Origin of the sequence: Pseudomonas sp. CAM1A, assembly GCF_047501685.1 — a bacterium.
In the GTDB taxonomy this organism is placed as follows: domain Bacteria; phylum Pseudomonadota; class Gammaproteobacteria; order Pseudomonadales; family Pseudomonadaceae; genus Aquipseudomonas.
The window spans coordinates 407,144-423,622 of record NZ_JBFNXP010000003.1 but is presented as its reverse complement, the minus strand read 5'-3'; the positions used below and the strand labels follow the sequence as shown (position 1 = coordinate 423,622).

21 protein-coding genes are annotated in these 16,479 nt (G+C 62.7%); 10 read left to right on the top strand and 11 right to left on the bottom strand.

The features are described 5' to 3' along the window. Nucleotides 1-359: 359 nt before the first annotated feature. From hisC to ABZO33_RS10360, 10 genes are all read right to left on the bottom strand, one after another. Entirely contained in the window at nucleotides 360-1,409 is a 1,050-nt protein-coding gene (hisC, locus tag ABZO33_RS10405; RefSeq protein ID WP_414535958.1) for a histidinol-phosphate transaminase, read from the bottom strand. Between the two features lie 2 nt (nucleotides 1,410-1,411). Next, complete coding sequence (gene hisD / locus ABZO33_RS10400) at nucleotides 1,412-2,734, bottom strand: histidinol dehydrogenase (protein WP_414535957.1); 1,323 nt, start codon at nucleotides 2,732-2,734, stop codon at nucleotides 1,412-1,414. Nucleotides 2,735-2,860: 126 nt separating this feature from the next. Beyond that, nucleotides 2,861-3,496, bottom strand: coding sequence for an ATP phosphoribosyltransferase (gene hisG, locus ABZO33_RS10395; RefSeq protein WP_023630427.1), 636 nt, complete (start codon nucleotides 3,494-3,496; stop codon nucleotides 2,861-2,863). Between the two features lie 93 nt (nucleotides 3,497-3,589). Continuing rightward, complete coding sequence (gene murA, locus ABZO33_RS10390; protein WP_414535956.1) at nucleotides 3,590-4,855, bottom strand: UDP-N-acetylglucosamine 1-carboxyvinyltransferase; 1,266 nt, start codon at nucleotides 4,853-4,855, stop codon at nucleotides 3,590-3,592. Nucleotides 4,856-4,878: 23 nt separating this feature from the next. Further along, complete coding sequence (locus tag ABZO33_RS10385; RefSeq protein ID WP_023630425.1) at nucleotides 4,879-5,118, bottom strand: BolA family protein; 240 nt, start codon at nucleotides 5,116-5,118, stop codon at nucleotides 4,879-4,881. A 118-nt stretch (nucleotides 5,119-5,236) separates the two neighbouring features. Continuing rightward, nucleotides 5,237-5,539 carry a lipid asymmetry maintenance protein MlaB gene (locus tag ABZO33_RS10380; protein WP_414535955.1) on the bottom strand — a complete coding sequence of 101 codons (303 nt, stop codon included), beginning with the start codon at nucleotides 5,537-5,539 and terminating at the stop codon, nucleotides 5,237-5,239. Beyond that, the gene (locus ABZO33_RS10375; RefSeq protein ID WP_046856965.1) at nucleotides 5,536-6,189 is read right to left on the bottom strand and encodes a phospholipid-binding protein MlaC; all 654 of its coding nucleotides are present in this window, start codon (nucleotides 6,187-6,189) and stop codon (nucleotides 5,536-5,538) included. Before ABZO33_RS10375 ends, ABZO33_RS10380 begins: the two co-directional genes overlap by 4 nt. A gap of 9 nt (nucleotides 6,190-6,198) precedes the next feature. Continuing rightward, nucleotides 6,199-6,684: an outer membrane lipid asymmetry maintenance protein MlaD gene (mlaD, locus tag ABZO33_RS10370; RefSeq protein WP_023630422.1), complete on the bottom strand. Its 486-nt coding sequence runs from the start codon at nucleotides 6,682-6,684 to the stop codon at nucleotides 6,199-6,201. Then, nucleotides 6,684-7,481: a lipid asymmetry maintenance ABC transporter permease subunit MlaE gene (mlaE, locus tag ABZO33_RS10365; protein ID WP_414535954.1), complete on the bottom strand. Its 798-nt coding sequence runs from the start codon at nucleotides 7,479-7,481 to the stop codon at nucleotides 6,684-6,686. Before mlaE ends, mlaD begins: the two co-directional genes overlap by 1 nt. Further along, on the bottom strand, nucleotides 7,481-8,290 hold the full coding sequence (locus tag ABZO33_RS10360) for an ATP-binding cassette domain-containing protein (protein ID WP_023630420.1): 810 nt from the start codon (nucleotides 8,288-8,290) through the stop codon (nucleotides 7,481-7,483). Before ABZO33_RS10360 ends, mlaE begins: the two co-directional genes overlap by 1 nt. A 245-nt stretch (nucleotides 8,291-8,535) precedes the next feature. On the opposite strand from ABZO33_RS10360, the gene ABZO33_RS10355 reads away from it, so the two are divergent. The 10 genes from ABZO33_RS10355 (at nucleotide 8,536) to ABZO33_RS10310 (ending at nucleotide 15,537) form a co-directional block, all read left to right on the top strand. Beyond that, a complete protein-coding gene (locus ABZO33_RS10355) occupies nucleotides 8,536-9,510 on the top strand; it encodes a KpsF/GutQ family sugar-phosphate isomerase (RefSeq protein ID WP_217868486.1) in 975 nt (324 codons plus the stop codon). Further along, nucleotides 9,511-10,035: a KdsC family phosphatase gene (locus ABZO33_RS10350; RefSeq protein ID WP_414535953.1), complete on the top strand. Its 525-nt coding sequence runs from the start codon at nucleotides 9,511-9,513 to the stop codon at nucleotides 10,033-10,035. Between the two features lie 8 nt (nucleotides 10,036-10,043). Then, nucleotides 10,044-10,616 carry an LPS export ABC transporter periplasmic protein LptC gene (gene lptC, locus ABZO33_RS10345; protein WP_046856968.1) on the top strand — a complete coding sequence of 191 codons (573 nt, stop codon included), beginning with the start codon at nucleotides 10,044-10,046 and terminating at the stop codon, nucleotides 10,614-10,616. After that, complete coding sequence (gene lptA, locus ABZO33_RS10340; protein ID WP_023629083.1) at nucleotides 10,603-11,127, top strand: lipopolysaccharide transport periplasmic protein LptA; 525 nt, start codon at nucleotides 10,603-10,605, stop codon at nucleotides 11,125-11,127. The genes lptC and lptA overlap by 14 nt, the downstream gene beginning before the upstream one ends. Continuing rightward, nucleotides 11,128-11,853 carry an LPS export ABC transporter ATP-binding protein gene (gene lptB, locus ABZO33_RS10335; RefSeq protein ID WP_023629084.1) on the top strand — a complete coding sequence of 242 codons (726 nt, stop codon included), beginning with the start codon at nucleotides 11,128-11,130 and terminating at the stop codon, nucleotides 11,851-11,853. It begins immediately after the preceding gene. A gap of 174 nt (nucleotides 11,854-12,027) precedes the next feature. Beyond that, entirely contained in the window at nucleotides 12,028-13,524 is a 1,497-nt protein-coding gene (locus tag ABZO33_RS10330; RefSeq protein WP_414535952.1) for an RNA polymerase factor sigma-54, read from the top strand. 78 nt (nucleotides 13,525-13,602) lie between these two features. Beyond that, complete coding sequence (gene hpf / locus ABZO33_RS10325) at nucleotides 13,603-13,911, top strand: ribosome hibernation-promoting factor, HPF/YfiA family (protein WP_023629086.1); 309 nt, start codon at nucleotides 13,603-13,605, stop codon at nucleotides 13,909-13,911. Nucleotides 13,912-13,923: 12 nt separating this feature from the next. Further along, a complete protein-coding gene (gene ptsN, locus ABZO33_RS10320) occupies nucleotides 13,924-14,388 on the top strand; it encodes a PTS IIA-like nitrogen regulatory protein PtsN (protein WP_046856969.1) in 465 nt (154 codons plus the stop codon). Nucleotides 14,389-14,390: 2 nt separating this feature from the next. After that, nucleotides 14,391-15,245: an RNase adapter RapZ gene (gene rapZ / locus ABZO33_RS10315; RefSeq protein ID WP_023629088.1), complete on the top strand. Its 855-nt coding sequence runs from the start codon at nucleotides 14,391-14,393 to the stop codon at nucleotides 15,243-15,245. 19 nt (nucleotides 15,246-15,264) lie between these two features. Further along, the gene (locus ABZO33_RS10310) at nucleotides 15,265-15,537 is read left to right on the top strand and encodes an HPr family phosphocarrier protein (protein ID WP_414535951.1); all 273 of its coding nucleotides are present in this window, start codon (nucleotides 15,265-15,267) and stop codon (nucleotides 15,535-15,537) included. A 46-nt stretch (nucleotides 15,538-15,583) separates the two neighbouring features. Here the strand turns inward: ABZO33_RS10310 and ABZO33_RS10305 are convergent, their stop codons facing one another. Further along, the gene (locus ABZO33_RS10305; protein ID WP_046857899.1) at nucleotides 15,584-16,477 is read right to left on the bottom strand and encodes a ZIP family metal transporter; all 894 of its coding nucleotides are present in this window, start codon (nucleotides 16,475-16,477) and stop codon (nucleotides 15,584-15,586) included. Nucleotides 16,478-16,479: the final 2 nt, after the last annotated feature.

The following is a 16,479-nucleotide window of genomic DNA, read 5'->3' as shown; positions in this document are numbered from 1 at the left end:
ACTTCGCGACTTCAGGAGGCCGAACGCAGGTCTTGCGGAGGGAGGTGACGGGCATGGATGCCCGTCAAGCGCTGCGCCCCAGGATGGGGCGTTCAGCGCGGTCCTCCCGGGAGCAAGACCGGAGTGAGGGAACCCGGAGCGAAGCGGAGGGCCGGATGAATGGAGCGCCACGGCTTTGCTTACTTTGGCCACGACCAAAGTAAGCCGCCGTAAGGGCGGAAAGGTGATTAAGCGTCGCCATCACAAATGAATGCGCATACAACTTCCAAAACCACCAAACAACAACAACAACAACAACAAGGGGCGAATCAGAAGTCAAAATAACCAACCCCAACTCGCCCCTTGTCAAACCCCTGAAATCAATTCAAAGCATCAAGCAAAGCCTGATTCATCTCCGGCGTCCCAATCGTAATCCGCAGGAACTGCGCAATCCGCTCCTGCTTGAAATGCCGAACAATCACCCCCTGCTCACGAAGCCGCGCCGCGATCCCGGCAGCATCCTGCCCGGGATGCCGGGCAAAGATGAAGTTCGCCGCCGAAGGCAAAACCTCGAACCCACGCGCCACCAATTCGGCAACCAACACATCCCGGCTGTCGATAACCTTGCGACAGGTCTCATCGAAATACTCACGGTCGTCGAACGCCGCCGCCGCCCCGACAATCGCCATACGATCCAACGGGTAGGAGTTGAAGCTGTTCTTGATCCGCTCCAACGCCTCGATCAAATCCGGATGCCCCACCGCCAGCCCGACTCGCAGCCCGGCGAGCGAACGCGACTTGGACAGGGTCTGGGTCACCAGCAGGTTGTCGTAGCGATCAACCAGGCTGATGGCCGTTTCGCCACCGAAATCGATGTAGGCCTCATCGACCACCACCACCGAATCCCGGTTGGCCTGCAGCAGTTGCTCGACCGCCTCAAGCGGCAACAAGCAACCGGTCGGCGCATTGGGATTGGGGAAGATGACCCCGGCATTGGGCTTGCTGTAGTCCGAGACGCGGATCTGGAACTGCTCATCCAGCGCCACCTGCTCGAACGCAATACCGTACAAGCCGCAATACACCGGATAGAAACTGTAACTGACGTCCGGGAACAGCAGCGGCCCACGGTCATGCTGGAACAGGCCGTGGAAGATGTGCGCCAGCACCTCATCCGAGCCGTTACCGACGAACACCTGCGCCGGCGTCACGCCGTAATACTCGGCCACCGCCTGCTTGAGCCGGTCACCGTTGGGGTCCGGATACAAGCGCAGGTTGTCGTTGAGCTCGCCGCGCATGGCTTCCAGCGCCTTGGGCGACGGGCCATAGGGGTTCTCGTTGGTGTTCAGCTTGACCAGCCGCGTCAGCTTTGGCTGCTCACCCGGCACGTAAGGCACCAGGTCCTTGACGAAGGGACTCCAGAATCGATTCATGCTCAGTTCCCCTTCTCGTTGAGAATGCGGTATTCGGCGCTGCGCGCGTGGGCGGTCAGCGATTCGCCCCGGGCCAGCACGGAGGCGGTGTGCCCCAGCTCGGACGCGCCCTGCTCGGAGCAGAAGATGATCGACGAACGCTTCTGGAAGTCATACACGCCCAGTGGCGAAGAGAAGCGCGCGGTACCGGAAGTCGGCAGCACGTGATTGGGACCGGCGCAGTAGTCGCCCAGCGCCTCGCTGGTGTGGCGGCCCATGAAGATCGCGCCGGCATGGCGGATCTGCGGCAACCAGGCCTGCGGGTCAGCCACCGACAGCTCCAGGTGCTCGGGGGCGATGCGGTTGGCCACCTCGATGGCCTGCTGCATGTCACGCACCTGGATCAGCGCGCCACGGCCATTGATCGACTTCTCGATGATCCCGGCACGCTCCATGGTCGGCAGCAGCTTGTCGATGCTGGCAGCCACGCGATCGAGGAACGCGGCGTCCGGGCTGACCAGGATCGCCTGGGCATCCTCGTCGTGCTCGGCCTGGGAGAACAGGTCCATGGCAATCCAGTCCGGATCGGTCTGGCCGTCGCAGACCACCAGAATTTCCGAAGGGCCGGCGATCATGTCGATGCCAACCTGGCCGAACACATGGCGCTTGGCGGTAGCCACATAGATGTTGCCCGGGCCGACGATCTTGTCCACCTGCGGCACGCTCTCGGTACCGTAGGCCAAGGCTGCCACGGCCTGGGCGCCACCGACAGTGAACACGCGGTCGACCCCGGCGATGCAGGCTGCGGCGAGTACCAGTTCGTTGACCTCACCACGCGGGGTCGGCACAACCATCACCACTTCGCTGACGCCCGCGACCTTGGCCGGAATGGCATTCATCAGCACCGACGAGGGGTACGACGCCTTGCCACCAGGCACATACAGCCCGGCGCGGTCCAGCGGCGTGACTTTCTGGCCGAGGACAGTGCCGTCAGCCTCGGTGTACTGCCACGAGTCCTGCTTCTGCCGCTCATGGTAGATACGCACGCGGTTGGCGGCCTTTTCCAGGGCCTCGCGCTGTACCGGGGTAATGCGCGTAAGCGCCAGCTCCAGGCGCTCGCGATCGAGGATCAGGTCTTCGATCGTCTTGGCATCAACACCATCGAAACGCTGGGTGAACTCCACCAGTGCCTGGTCACCGCGCTCACGCACGGCCTTGATGATGTCGAGCACGCGCTGGTTGACCGCGTCATCGGACACACTTTCCCAGCTCAGCAGATGATCCAGATGTCGGGCGAAATCCTGGTCAGCGGCGTTGAGACGGGCAATTGCAGTGGACACGGTCATGGCGAGGGCCTCGTTATTAGCGGATGTTCAGGCGCCCTAAAGCTACCACTCCATCCGCGCGGGCACCTGAGAAAGAAGGCTATGACGCGGATAGACGGGCGCGACAGCGGAGGTCGCGCGCAGAGGTCAGCCGCGGTGTCGCGATTCGACGGCGTTGCGCAGGGTGTCGATCAGGCTCTGGATACGGGCGTGCTGCATCTTCATGGAGGCCTTGTTGACCACCAGGCGCGAGCTGATCGTGGCGATCAGGTCCTGGGGCTCGAGGCCGTTGGCACGCAGGGTATTGCCGGTGTCGACCACGTCGATGATCTTGTCGGCAAGGTTGATCAGCGGAGCCAGCTCCATGGAGCCGTACAGCTTGATGATGTCGACCTGGCGACCCTGTTCGGCATAGTAGCGCTTGGCTACATTGACGAACTTGGTAGCCACGCGCAGGCGGCCTTTGGGCTCTGGTGCGCCGGTTACGCCAGCGGTCATCAGCTTGCACTGGGCGATCTGCAGGTCCAGGGGTTCGTACAGGCCCTGGCCACCGTATTCCATCAGCACGTCCTTGCCGGCCACACCGAGGTCGGCGGCGCCATGCTCGACATAGGTCGGCACATCGGTGGCACGCACGATGAGCAGGCGCACATCATCCTGCGTGGTGGGGATGATCAGCTTGCGGCTCTTGTCCGGGTTCTCGGTCGGGACGATACCGGCCTCGGCCAGCAGTGGCAGGGTATCGTCGAGAATACGGCCTTTGGATAGCGCGATGGTCAACATTGGAACGTCGGTCCTTAAGCGTCTACTGCCGGCCGGGCCCTGGAGCCCGACCGCATAGGATTCGGCTGGCGCGTCCCTGCGCCCTAATGACTGCTAGCCCGGTACGCGACGGATTTTCGCGCCCAGCATCTGCAGTTTCTCCTCGATGCACTCGTAGCCACGGTCGATGTGGTAGATGCGATCGATCAGGGTGTCGCCTTCGGCGACCAGTGCCGACAGCACCAGGCTGGCGGAAGCACGCAGGTCGGTGGCCATTACCGGCGCACCTTTGAGCGCCTTGACGCCAGTGACGATGGCAGTGTTGCCCTCGACCTGGATCTGCGCACCCATGCGGTGCATTTCATACACGTGCATGAAGCGGTTTTCGAAGATGGTCTCGATCACAGCGCCAGTGCCTTCGGCGATGGCATTGAGCGAGATGAACTGCGCCTGCATGTCGGTCGGGAACGCCGGGTACGGAGCAGTACGCAGGTTCACCGCCTTCGGACGCTTGCCGTGCATGTTCAGCTCGATCCAGTCTTCGCCGGTGGTGATGTCGGCGCCGGCTTCCTTGAGCTTCTCGAGGACAGCTTCGAGGATGGTCGGGTCGGTATCCTTGACCTTGACGCGGCCACCGGTCACGGCGGCGGCGACCAGGTAGGTGCCGGTCTCGATACGGTCGGGCATGACACGGTAGTTGGCCGAGTGCAGGCGCTCGACGCCATCGATGGTGATGGTGTCGGTACCGGCGCCCTGGATCTTCGCTCCCATGGCGATCAGGAAGTTGGCCAGGTCGACCACCTCCGGCTCACGGGCGGCGTTCTGCAGCACGCTGCGGCCCTTGGCCAGGGCGGCGGCCATCATGATGTTCTCGGTGCCGGTGACGCTGACGGTGTCGAAGAAGAAATGCGCGCCGCGCAGGCCGCCTTCGGGAGCCTTGGCCTTAATGTAGCCGCCTTCGACGTCGATCTTCGCGCCCATGGCCTCGAGGCCGCGGATGTGCAGGTCGACCGGGCGCGAACCGATGGCGCAGCCACCCGGCAGGGCCACCTCGGCCTCACCGAAGCGGGCTACCATGGGGCCGAGCACCAGGATCGAGGCGCGCATGGTCTTGACCAGCTCGTAGGGAGCGACCAGGGTCTTGATGGTACGCGGGTCGATCTCCACCGAGAGCTTTTCGTCGATCACGGGCTCGATGCCCATGCGCCCGAACAGCTCGATCATGGTGGTGATGTCGTGCAGGTGCGGCAGGTTGCCGACCGTGACCGGGCCATCGCACAGCAGGGTAGCCGAAAGGATCGGCAGGGCGGAGTTCTTTGCGCCGGAAATGCGGATCTCGCCATCGAGACGCGCGCCACCAGTGATAATCAGTTTGTCCATACGTATCTCGCCGCCAAGTAGGCTCAGGTGCGCTCAGCCCAGGCTGCGCTGCTGAAGAATTTCATGGTTACCGCGTGAATGCTGCCGTTGGCGATCCATGGATTGAGGTGAGCATAGATCGCCTGCTGACGCTTGACCGGGCTCTGGCCGGCCAGCTCGTCGCTGATCACGTTCAACTGGAAGTTGCAGCCTTCGCCTTCAACTTCGACCTGGGTTCCCGGCAATTTCTCTTCCAGAAAGCTTTTAACTTCTACGGCCTGCATGCTCAACCTCGATCGGCGCCCAACGCGCGCGGGTCGGCCATCATACAAAAAAGCCCCTCGCCTGCGAAGCCCATGACGGGGCGCACTGACCGAGGGGCCCTTCCCGAACGGCAGGGCATCAGCCCGCCAATACCTCATCGAGGTCATAGACCCCGGCAATTTCCTGCATGTTCTCGGGGATACCGCGCAACTCCCAGGTTTTTCCAGCCGCCTGGGCATCGCGCATGAACCCCAGCAGCAACGACAAGCCGACGCTGCTCGATTTGACCACCGCAGTGCAATCGAACACCAGGCGTGCCTCGCCACTGGCGGCGATCAACGCCTTGCCCTGTTTGCGCAGGGCCGGGCCGCTGCGGTAATCCAGCACGCCGGCCAGGGCGATAACGCCCGGTGCGGCCATGCTCACGGCGGCGTCGCTCATTTGACTTCCTTATCCGGCGAGCTGTCGGCTGTTTCCTTGGCCTTGGCCACTTCACCCGCCCAACCGTCGATGGTCTTGTCCAGGTTGTTGCCGTTACGCTGCATGGCATCCTGGAACTGGTCGCGGAACAGCTTGCCGATGTTGATGCCGTTGACGATGACGTTACGCACCTTCCACTCGCCGTCCAGCTTGACCATGGTGTACTGCACCGGATAGACCGCGCCGTTGGTGCCGGTGATCTTCATGCCGACGCTGGTGCGATCGTCACCCTCGGCCTTGGCCGGATCGACAGTGATGCCCTGGTTGTTGTACTCCAGCAGTGCGTTGCCATAGAACTGCATCAGGCTGCGCTTGAAGTTCTCCTGGAAGCGCTGCATCTGCTCGGGCGAGGCCTTGCGCGAATACTTGACCGTCATGATGCTCTTGGAGATGCCGTCGGCATCGACCACCGGGCCAAGGTTGGCGTTGAGCGCGTTGTAGAACGCATTGGGGTCGGCCTTGTACTGCTCCTTGTTGCTCTTCAGGTCGCTGAGCAACTGGGTGGTGGTGCCCTGGATCACATCACGGGCAGACTGCCCCGGCGCCGCCAGGGCCAGCAGGGGAAAGGCCGCCAGCAGAACCAGCAGGCCACGTCGCAGGATCGAAATCATGGAAACTCCTTAATTAGCCGGTTGAGCTTCTTTCGGTTCCTTGCCCACCGAGTTGAGCAGGAACTTGCCGATCAGATCTTCCAGCACCAGCGCCGACTGGGTGTCGTGGATGGTGCTGCCATCCTTGAGAACCACGTCCTCGCCACCCACGCTGATGCCGATGTACTTCTCGCCCAGCAGGCCGGCGGTCAGGATCGAGGCAGTGGAGTCGGTCGGCAGGTTGTCGACGTGCTTGTCCAGCTGCAGCGTGACCCGACCGGTGTACGAATCGCGGTCCAGATCGATGGCGGTGACCTTGCCGATGGTCACACCAGCCATGGTCACTTTAGCTCTGACCGTCAAACCGGCGATATTGTCGAAGTACGCATAAACTTTATAGGTGTCGCTGCTCGGGCTGGCCGACAGCCCGCTGACACGCAGGGCCAGCAGCAGCAGCGCCAGGATCCCGGCCAGGAGGAACAGGCCGACACCGATTTCCAGGGTGCGGTTTTGCATCAGAAATCTCCAAACATCAAGGCGGTCAGAATAAAGTCCAGACCCAGGACTGCCAACGAGGCATAGACCACGGTCTTGGTGGTGGCACGGCTGATCCCTTCTGAAGTGGGCTCACAGTCGTACCCCTGGAATACGGCGATCCAGGTGACGACGAAGGCGAACACCAGGCTCTTTATCAGCCCGTTGAGCACGTCGTCGCTGAACGAGACACTGTTCTGCATGTTGCCCCAGAACGAGCCTTCGTAGACGCCCAGCCAGTCCACGGCGACCCACGAGCCGCCCCAGATGCCCACCACGCTGAAGATCAGCGCCAGCAGCGGCAGCGAAATGAAGCCGGCCCACAGGCGTGGCGCCACGATGTACTTGAGCGGGTCGACACCGATCATTTCCAGGCTCGACAGCTGCTCGGTGGATTTCATGTTGCCAATTTCGGCGGTCAGCGCGGAACCCGCGCGGCCAGCGAACAGCAACGCGGTGACCACCGGCCCCAGCTCGCGCAGCAAGGTCAGGGCGACCATCTGCCCCACCGCCTGTTCCGAGCCGTATTTGTTAAGGATGCTGTAGCCCTGCAGGGCCAGCACCATGCCGATGAACACGCCGGACACGACGATGATCGCCAGCGACAGCACGCCCACCGAATACAGTTGCTTGACCAGCAGCTGGAAACCGCCGCCGATACCACTGCGCCCGCCCAGCGAATTGCCGAGAAACAGGCACGAGCGTCCCAGTACGGCCAGTACATCGATGGCCGAACGGCCGAACAGACGGATACGTTCGAGTAAGGATTTTCTGCGCATCATCGCGTCCCCAGCAGATCGGCGCGGTAGTCAGGCGCAGGGAAGTGGAAAGGTACCGGGCCATCCGGGTCGCCTTTCATGAACTGGCGGATGCGCGGGTTGTCCGAGCCCATCAGTTCGTCCGGCGTGCCCTGCCCCAGCACCTGGCCATCACCGACCACATAGATGTAGTCGGCAATGCTCGCGGTTTCCGCAAGGTCATGGGACACCACGATGCTGGTGATGCCCAGGGCATCGTTGAGCAGGCGGATCAGACGCACCAGCACGCCCATGGCGATCGGGTCCTGGCCGACGAACGGTTCGTCGTACATGAGGATCTGCGGGTCGAGGGCGATCGCCCGGGCCAGTGCCACGCGGCGCTTCATGCCGCCGGACAACTCGTCGGGCATCAGGTCGATGGCGCCGCGCAGGCCCACGGCCTGCAGCTTCATCAGCACGATGTCGCGGATCATCTCGTCCGACAGCTGCGTATGCACCCGCAGCGGGAAGGCCACGTTCTCGAACACATCCAGGTCGGTGAACAGCGCGCCGCTCTGGAACAGCACGCCCATCTGCTTGCGCGCATCGAACAGGTCGCCCCGCGACAGCGCGGGCAGGTTCTGCCCATTGACCCAGACTTCGCCGCCAGCCGGGCGCAACTGTGCGCCCATCAGGCGCAGCAAGGTGGTCTTACCGCACCCCGAAGGCCCCATGATGCCGGTGACCTTGCCGCGGGGAATGCGTATGTCCACGTTGCTGAAAATGCTGCGCGAACCGCGCTTGAAGGTGACGCCCTTCAACTCGACCGCGTAGGCGCTATCCACACTCATCTAGACTCCTTGCTAGTGCAGCCTCGTCATAGTGGACGCCTGCCTTCATCTTGAAGGCACACAGGTCCCCGGCGGGCCGAATAGCGGCGAACTATAGCACCGCTGATAGGCCCGCCCCAAGGCCGTCACCCCACTCGTTCAGGGCACAGACAGGCAGGCGCGGCATTCATATGACATTCGAAGGATGAGCCTTTCACACATTGCGGCTATAATCGCCGCCTTTTCATCAGGCATTGCGTTTCGACATGACCCAATCCAGCGAGCTGATCCAATCCGCCCAGCGCACCCTGCGCCTCGAACTCGAGGCCGTGGAGGCACTGCTGGCCCGCATCGACGGGGACTTCGTCAAGGCCTGCGAACTGATCCTGGCCAGCAAGGGACGGGTCGTAGTGGTCGGCATGGGCAAGTCGGGGCACATCGGCAACAAGATCGCCGCCACCCTGGCCAGCACCGGCACCCCGGCGTTCTTCGTGCACCCGGCCGAGGCCAGCCATGGCGACATGGGCATGATCACCCGTGACGATGTCATTCTTGCCCTGTCCAACTCCGGCAGCACCGCCGAGATCGTCACCCTGCTGCCTTTGATCAAGCGCCTGGGCATCCAGATGATCAGCCTCACCGGCAAGCCCGACTCGCCCCTGGCCCAGGCCGCCGAGGTCAACCTCGACGCCAGCGTCGCCCAGGAAGCCTGCCCGCTCAACCTGGCACCGACCTCCTCCACCACCGCGGCGCTGGCACTGGGCGACGCCCTGGCCATTGCCCTGTTGGAGGCTCGCGGCTTCACCGCCGAAGATTTCGCCTTCTCCCACCCGGGCGGCGCGCTGGGCCGTCGCCTGCTGCTGAAAGTCGAGAACGTCATGCATGCCGGCGAAGAGCTGCCCGTGGTAAAGAGCGGCACCCTGCTCAAGGACGCGCTGCTTGAAATGTCTCGCAAAGGCTTGGGCATGACCGTGGTGTTGGGTAACGACGGCAAGCTGGCCGGAGTCTTCACCGACGGTGACCTGCGCCGCAGCCTGGACCGCAACATCGACGTGCACAAGACGCTCATCGACGAAGTCATGACCGTGCACGGCAAGACCGCCCGCGCCGAGATGCTCGCCGCCGAGGCACTGAAAATCATGGAAGACCACAAGATCAGCGCGCTGGTGGTTGTCGACCAGGACGACCGCCCGACCGGCGCCCTGAACATGCACGACCTGCTGCGCGCCGGAGTGATGTAAATGAACCAGGACCTGATCCAACGCGCCAAGGCCATCAAGCTGGCGGTGTTCGACGTTGACGGCGTGCTCACCGATGGCCGCCTGTACTTCCTCGAGGACGGCAGCGAGTTCAAGACCTTCAACACCCTCGACGGCCACGGCATCAAGATGCTCATGGCCTCGGGCGTGACCACCGCGATCATCAGCGGGCGCAAGACCCCGGTGGTCGAACGCCGGGCGAAGAACCTCGGCATCCCGCACCTGTTCCAGGGCCGCGAGGACAAACTGGTGGTGCTGGACGGCCTGCTCGCCGAACTCAATCTAAGCTATGAGCAGGTCGCCTACCTCGGCGACGATCTGCCCGACCTGCCGGTGATCCGCCGCGTCGGCCTGGGCATGGCGGTGCACAATGCCGCGGCCTTCGTTCGCCAGCACGCCCACGGCGTTACCCAGGCCCGCGGCGGCGAAGGCGCCGCCCGCGAGTTCTGTGAACTGATCATGCAGGCCCAGGGTACCCTGGACGCTGCCAACGCCCATTACCTGTAAGGCTGCCCATGCTCAGCAAGAAGATCAGAAATGTCGCGCTGCTAGGCGGGATCGCCGCCGTGCTGGTTGCGGTAGGCTATTGGAACATCAGCCCGGAAAGCTTCCTCGAGCAGCCCCAGGCCCAGGTCGACCAAAGCGCCATCGATTACTACGCGATCAATGCCCACAGCCTGCAGTTCCTGCCCGACGGCAAGCTGCAGTACGAAATGACCGCCGCCAAGGTCGAGCACCTCAAGGCCAGCGAGGTCACCCTGGTGACCACGCCCGACCTGCACATGTACCGGGGCACCGAGTACCCCTGGCATGTGCAGAGCAAGCGCGCCGAGGTCAACCCGGACGGCACCGAGGTGGAGCTGATCGACGAGGTGCGCGTGGCGCGCACCGACGAAAAGCAACGCGAAACCATCATCACCAGCACACGCATGACCGTGTTCCCGCAGAAGCAATATGCGCAGACCGAGCAAGCCGTTAGAATCGACGGCGCCGGTGGCACGACTACGGGCAAAGGAATGAAAGCGTATTTGAAAGAAGGCAGGATGGACCTGCTCTCTAACGTAAGAGGACAGTATGAGGCTCGTTAAAACCATCCCCCTTCTGCTCAGCCTGGGCGTAGCACTGGGAAGCGCGAGCGCCTTCGCCCTGCCGAACGACCGTGACCAGCCGATCCGCATCCAGGCGGACAACGCCCACCTGGACGACAAGCAAGGCGTCGCCACCTACACAGGCGATGTGATCATCACTCAGGGCTCGATGATGATCAAAGGCAACACCGTGACCATGACCCGCGCCGCCAACGGCGATATCGACGTGGTCACCTCGGTGGGCAACCTGGCCTACTTCGAGCAGCAGCAGAGCGCCGCCAAGCCCGACAAGATGAAAGGCTGGGCCGTGACCATCCAGTACCAGGCGCAGAAAGACGTGGTGATCCTCACCGACCGCGCCAAGGTCGAGAACGAAGGCAACACCACCGAAGGCGAGAAGATCGTCTACAACACCAAGACCCAGGTGGCTACCGCCGGGCGCGGTGGCAACGTGACTGCACCGCGTCAGCGTATCGACATGGTCATTCAACCGAAGAAAAAGGCCGAGTAAATGGCAACCCTCAAAGCCCAGCACCTGGCCAAGAGCTACAAGGGCAGGCAAGTCGTGCGCGACGTCAGCCTGTCCATCGACAGCGGCCAGATCGTCGGCCTGCTCGGCCCCAACGGCGCCGGCAAGACCACTTGTTTCTACATGATCGTCGGCCTGGTCCAGGCCGACCAGGGTCGTGTACTGATCGATAGCCTCGACGTCAGCCACCAGCCGATGCACGGGCGTGCCCAGGCCGGTATCGGCTACCTGCCGCAGGAAGCCTCGATCTTCCGCAAGCTGTCGGTGGCCGACAACATCATGGCCATCCTCGAGACCCGCAAGGACCTCGACCGCGAAGGCCGGCGCAAGGAACTGGAAAGCCTGCTGCAGGAATTCCACATCAGCCACATCCGCGACAACCTGGGCATGAGCCTGTCCGGTGGCGAACGTCGCCGGGTCGAGATCGCCCGCGCCCTGGCCACCGCACCCAAGTTCATCCTGCTGGACGAGCCGTTCGCCGGTGTCGACCCGATTTCCGTCGGCGACATCAAGCAGATCATCCACCACCTCAAGAACAAGGGCATCGGCGTACTGATCACCGACCACAACGTTCGCGAGACCCTGGACATCTGCGAGACAGCCTACATCGTCAACGATGGCCAACTGATCGCCGAAGGCGATGCCGAGACCATCCTGGCCAACCAGTTGGTCAAGGAAGTTTACCTGGGGCACGAGTTCCGACTCTGACCGCAGGCCTGCCCGGAGCACTGGCGAATGCGCCTGATCGGGGCTTAAGTTGTTACAGTGCTCTAGGCAAACGCTACAATTTCAGGCATATAACTTGCTTAAAGTCGGCGCCCAAGCGCCCTACGTGTAGTGGATGGCGCATGCGCGCCGGCAACAAGGTATTAAGCCCCAGCCATGAAACCATCGCTCGTCCTAAAAATGGGCCAGCAACTGACGATGACACCTCAGTTGCAACAGGCCATCCGCCTGCTTCAGCTCTCCACCCTGGACCTCCAGCAGGAAATCCAGGAAGCGCTGGAGTCCAACCCGATGCTCGAACGTCAGGAAGACGGCGAGGACTTCGACAACAGCGACCCCATGGCGGACAACGCCGAGAACAAGCCGGTCGCCGAAGCCCAGGACAACAGTTTCCAGGAAACCTCCAGCAGCACCACGGAAAACCTCGAGGACGGCGAGTGGGCCGAGCGGATCCCCAACGAATTGCCGGTCGACACCGCCTGGGAAGACATCTACCAGACCAGCGCCAGCAGCCTGCCGAGCAACGATGACGACGAATGGGACTTCACCACTCGCACATCGGTGGGCGAGAGCCTGCAAGGCCACCTGCTGTGGCAGCTCAACCTGGCACCGATGTCCGACACCGACCGCCTGATCGCCGTCACCCTGATCGACAGCATCAACGCCCAGGGCTACCTGGAAGACACCCTCGAAGAAATCTGCGCAGGCTTCGACCCAGAGCTGGATATCGAGCTGGACGAGGTCGAGGCGGTTCTGCACCGCATCCAGCAGTTCGAGCCGGCCGGCATCGGCGCCCGCACCCTCGGCGAATGCCTCCTGCTGCAACTGCGCCAGCTGCCGGCCTCGACACCCTGGATGAACGAGGCGCAGCGCCTGGTCACCGACTTCATCGACCTGCTCGGCAGCCGCGACTACAGCCAGCTGATGCGCCGCATGAAGCTCAAGGAAGACGAGCTGCGCCAGATCATCGAACTGGTGCAGAGCCTCAACCCGCGCCCAGGCTCGCAGATCGAATCCAGTGAACCCGAGTACGTCGTGCCCGACGTCATCGTGCGCAAGGACAGCGAGCGCTGGCTGGTCGAGCTCAACCAGGAGGCAGTGCCGAAGCTGCGCGTCAATCCGCAGTACGCCGGTTTCGTCCGTCGTGCCGACACCAGCGCCGACAACACCTTCATGCGCAACCAGTTGCAGGAAGCGCGCTGGTTCATCAAGAGCCTGCAGAGCCGCAACGAAACGCTGATGAAGGTAGCGACGCAGATCGTCGAACACCAGCGTGGCTTCCTCGACCATGGCGACGAGGCCATGAAGCCGCTGGTCCTGCATGACATCGCCGAGGCGGTGGGCATGCACGAATCGACCATTTCCCGGGTGACCACGCAGAAATACATGCACACCCCGCGCGGCATCTACGAACTGAAATACTTTTTCTCGAGCCACGTGAGCACCGCCGAAGGCGGCGAATGCTCGTCCACGGCAATCCGCGCGATCATCAAGAAACTGGTGGCTGCGGAAAATCAGAAAAAGCCATTGAGTGACAGCAAGATCGCTGGTTTACTGGAGGCACAAGGCATCCAGGTAGCCCGTCGCACCGTCGCCAAGTATCGCGAGTCATTGGGGATCGCCCCTTCGAGCGAGCGCAAGCGGCTGATGTAGCCCCCGGATGTGCCACAGCGTTTCAGTGGCAGGTGCAACACCTGCCTCTTTATGCACGGGCAACAAAGGAGAAGCTGTATGCAAGTCAACATCAGTGGACAGCATGTAGAAGTCACCCAACCACTGCGCGATTACGTGCTCGAGAAGCTCGCCCGGGTGGAGGGTCATTTCGACAAGATCACCAACGTGACGGTGATCATGAAAGTCGAGAAGCTTCAGCAGAAGATCGAAGCCACGCTCCAGATTCCCGGCGGTGAGGTGGTTGCCAACGCCGAACACCAAGACATGTATGCAGCCATCGATGCCCTGGCCGACAAGCTCGACCGCCAACTGAAAAAACACAAGGAAAAACAGCAAAGCCTGCTGCAAGGCGCAGCCGCCCGCTGATCCCCCTCATCCATGATCCGACTTGAAACCATCCTGACCCCCGGCCGTTCCCTCGTGAACGTGCCGGGCGGCAGTAAGAAGCGCGCCCTGGAAAAGGTCGCCAACCTGATCGCCGAGCAAGTACCCGAGCTGGAGATGCAAGACGTCTTCGACAGCCTGTGGGCTCGCGAAAAACTGGGCTCCACCGGTTTTGGCAATGGCATCGCCATTCCCCACTGCCGCCTGGCAGGTTGCAGCGCGCCTGTCAGCGCCCTGCTACACTTGGACGCCCCCATCGATTACGATGCCATCGATGGCGCCCCGGTCGACCTGCTGTTTGTCCTGCTGGTCCCGGAAGCCGCCACCGACGCCCACCTTGAACTGCTGCGCCAGATCGCCAGCATGCTCGATCGCAAGGAGGTCCGCGATCGCCTGCGTGCCGCCGACAGCAGCGAGACCCTCTACCAGGTCGTCCTGGACGTACAGAACGAGCACTGAACATGCGCCTGATCATCGTCAGCGGTCGCTCCGGCTCCGGTAAGAGCACCGCCCTCGACGTGCTGGAAGACAACGGCTACTACTGCATCGACAACCTGCCCGCCGGGCTGTTGCCGCAGCTGGCCGAAAACGCCTTGATCAATACGGAGCTGCTGCAGCCCAAGGTTGCGGTCTCGATCGATGCACGCAACCTGCCCAGCCATCTTTCGCGCTTCCCGCAGCTGCTGGAGGAGGCACGTTCCCGGCATATCCAGTGTGACGTGCTGTATCTGGATGCCGACGAAGACACGCTGCTCAAGCGTTTCTCGGAAACCCGCCGCCGCCACCCGCTGACCAACGACAGCCGTTCGCTGGCTGAGGCAATTCGGGTGGAGAGCGAGCTGCTGGGGCCGATTGCCGACCTTGCCGACCTGAAGATCGACACCACCAACCTGAACCTGTACCAGTTGCGTGACTCGATCAAGCTGCGCCTGCTCAACCAGCCCGAGCCCGGCACCGCGTTTCTCGTCGAGTCATTCGGTTTCAAGCGTGGCATGCCGGTGGACGCCGACCTGGTGTTCGATGTGCGCTGCCTGCCCAATCCGTACTGGAAACCGGAACTTCGCGAACATTCCGGCCTCGAACAGCCGGTGATCGACTACCTGGCCGCGCAGCCGGACGTCGAGGAGATGTTCCAGGACATTTCCAGCTACCTGCTCAAATGGTTGCCGCGCTTCGCCGCCAGCAACCGTGCCTATGTCACCATCGCCATCGGCTGTACCGGCGGCCACCACCGCTCGGTGTACATTACCGAACGGCTTGGCCAACTGCTCCAGCAATCCCTGAAAAACGTCCAGGTCCGCCACCGCGACCTCTAGCCACAGGACCCGCCCCACGATGCCCGCCCGCGAAATCACCATCATCAACAAGCTGGGCCTGCATGCGCGGGCGGCCGCCAAGTTCGTCGGCGTGGCCGGGCGCTTCCCCTGCCAGGTACGGGTCGGGCGCGCACCGGACAAGCTGGTGGACGGCAAGAGCATCATGGCGGTGATGATGCTCGCCGCCGGCAAGGGTACCCAGGTGCACCTGAACACCGAGGGCGAGCAGGACAACGACGCCATGGAAGCGTTGGTCGCGTTGATCGAGAACTTCTTCGACGAAGGCGAGTGAAACCGGGCAGCAACTGCGTACACCTCCTGACAGGAGGTGTGGTTGCTCAGGACATCGCAGTATCCATCACCATCATCAGACAGAACCCGACACACAAACCCAGGCTCGCCAGGCGGTGATGCCCGTTGCTGCGTGACTCCGGAATGATCTCCTGGGTCACCACCAGCAGCATCGCCCCCGCCGCACAGGCCAGGCCTAGCGGCAGCAACAGTTCGGCGATGTTCACCAGCCAGGCGCAGATCACCGCGGCCAGCGGCTCGACCAGCCCCGATGCCGCACCGATCAGGAACGCCTTGAAGCGCGGCATGCCCGCCCCTGCCAGCACCAGCGCGATCACCAGGCCCTCCGGCACATCCTGCAGCGCGATGCCCATGGCCAGGCTATCGGCATCAGGCATCCCACCACCGGCGGAAACCCCGATAGCCATGCCTTCAGGGATGTTGTGGGCAATGATGGCAATGACGAACAGCCAGATCCGCGCGGCGATAACCGGTTGTTGCTCACTGCCGACCAGGGCCTCGGGCGAAGCGCCGGAGACCTTGAGATCGACCAGGAACAGGCACAACGCGCCGAACAACAGGCCGCTGCTGATCACACCACCGGCGCCCCATGGGCTGAAGCCGATGGCCTGGGCCGCATCCAGACCGGGAATGATCAGCGAGAACGCGGTGGCCGCCAACATCACCCCAGCACCAAAACCGAGCAAGGTGTCGGCCACGGCCACTGGCATGTTGCGGATTACCAGCACCGGCACCGCGCCCAAGGCCGTCCCCAATGCGCACAATGCACCGCCCTCCAGGGCTCGCAACATGCGCGGTTCCAGGTCCAACCAGGCGATGCCACGCGACACCAGCAATGCGGTGCCGACGAGCAACAGCACGGTCCCAAGCGCCAGGCGGAACAGGCGCACACTGCTGACAGACATCACCTCGGAGCGCATAC